The following is a 1858-nucleotide window of genomic DNA, read 5'->3' on the forward strand; positions in this document are numbered from 1 at the left end:
ACCGCCAGAGATACTTGTCAAGTGCGTTCGGCCGACAGTTCACAGCACGGGTGGGGTTACCCCTGGCTGTTGGCGGCGTCCGCCGGGAAAGCGGGGCTCTGGGTCGGCGCTCGCCCCTCCGGCTCCCTCATCCGTTGCTGCTTCGGCCACTCAGTATGCGGTACCCGGGCAAGGCCAGGGCGCTCACCCGGAAACTCCCCGGTCCCGCCAGGCGCTTTCGGCTCCCACGGGAGGCTCTCGAACCCGCCATCCACCTAACCGCCAGGGGCGAGACAGACAGGCGCAGGACGCAAGAATCCCCGACGAACAGGACAAGCTGGGCGGCGTCCTCCCGCTGAGCGTCGCCCAGCCGGCGTGCAGCCTGCCCGCCGGCGGATTCCCAGGACGCCGGAACGAGCATTCCCCCGTCCCTGCGGGGGTGTCTAGCTCAAGTGCTCCTGCTACCCGTTGTCGTAGGCCTGCGTAAGCCTCTGGATGTCGATCTTGCTCATCTGAAGCATCGCTTCCATGACTCGCTTCGACTTCTCCGCATCCTCGTCCTGCAGCAGCTTGCCCAGAACGTCGGGGATGATCTGCCAGGACAGACCATACTTGTCCTTGAGCCAGCCGCACGGACCCGCTTGGCCTTCCGCGCTGAGCTTCGCCCAAAGGTCATCGACCTCTTGCTGGGTGGCGCAGTCCACGAACAGCGAAATCGCCTCCGTGAACTTGAACTGTGGACCGCCGTTCAAGGCCATGAACTCCTGGCCCTCCAACTGGAATGTGACGCTCATGGCGGACCCCTTGGGTCCGGGGCCGGCCTCTCCATAGCGCGACACGCTCAGGATCTTCGAGTTTCTGAAGATCGAAACGTACAAGTTCGCCGCCTCCTCGGCGCTGTTGTCGAACCACAGGAATGGCGTGATCTTCTGTTTGGCGGACATACCTCACATCCCTTCGCCATTGGTTGGTTTGGCTTGGCCCTGGGTCGAGTCCGATCTCGAGCTTCGAGCCCGCTGTGGCCACTCTGCTAGGGAGCCGGCGTCGGCGAGGCCGCGAGCGGGGTCGGGCTTGAGGCAGGGGGGCTGGCCCCCGGGGTGGCCGTCACCGGAAACTCGGGCATCCCCGCCAACACCCAGGCCTCCCAGATGGCGATCCACTCCGGCTTGAGCTCACGGGTCGGCGGCATCGGTCCGCCGGCCTCGATTTCCTCACGGTGCAGCATGCGAATCAGGTTGCTGCCCAGGTCTCCGGCGATCAGGTTGGGCGCATGATCCCCGGTCGTCAGGAGCTCATTCAGGTCGCGCATCCAGAAGTTGTTGTTCTGCTTGCCGGGGCGGTGGCAGGAAATGCAGGTCCGGCGGATCAGCGGCTCGATGTGCACGTTGTAGGAAGGGATCTCGCCCTCCGCCAGCGTCGGGATCGCAAAAGCAGCGAGCGCGTCCGCCGGCAGCTCGACCCGGTCATCCCAGGTGTAACGCATGAAGGCCACAATCGCCTGCAGGTCGCCCCGCGGCAGCTCTCCCCCGTAGGCCAGGCCAAACGGCGGCATGCCCAGGTCTGGCTGGCCGTATTCGACAATGTTGTACAGCGTATCGTCGGTACGGGTGTACATGAAGTCCGCAACATTCAGCGGCGCCAATACCACGCCCTCGAGGCCTTCGACGCCGACAATTTCACCGCCCTGTCCCTCGTCGCCATGGCACTCGACGCAGTGAAAGGCATACAGGTCCTGGCCAGCGACCACCTGCTCGGTGATCGAGGTCAGCGCGCCGACTTCCTCCTGCGGCGGGGTTTCGGCAACGGCCATCAGCGTGAGCCCCCCGATCCCCAGCACCGCTACGCTCATGATCCCGATGGCGATCTTCCGCTTGCGCCA

At 65.0% G+C, this 1858-nt stretch carries 2 protein-coding genes; both read right to left on the reverse strand.

Going from position 1 to position 1858, the window contains the following annotated elements; genetic code table 11:
• Window positions 1-440: 440 nt before the first annotated feature.
• Window positions 441-923 carry a VOC family protein gene (locus tag MUO23_11225; GenBank protein MCJ7513526.1) on the reverse strand — a complete coding sequence of 161 codons (483 nt, stop codon included), beginning with the start codon at window positions 921-923 and terminating at the stop codon, window positions 441-443.
• A gap of 86 nt (window positions 924-1009) precedes the next feature.
• Window positions 1010-1858, reverse strand: an 849-nt coding sequence (locus MUO23_11230) for a c-type cytochrome (protein ID MCJ7513527.1), incomplete at its 5' end; no start/stop codon positions are given.

Source organism: Anaerolineales bacterium (assembly GCA_022866145.1).
GTDB lineage: Bacteria > Chloroflexota > Anaerolineae > Anaerolineales > E44-bin32 > PFL42.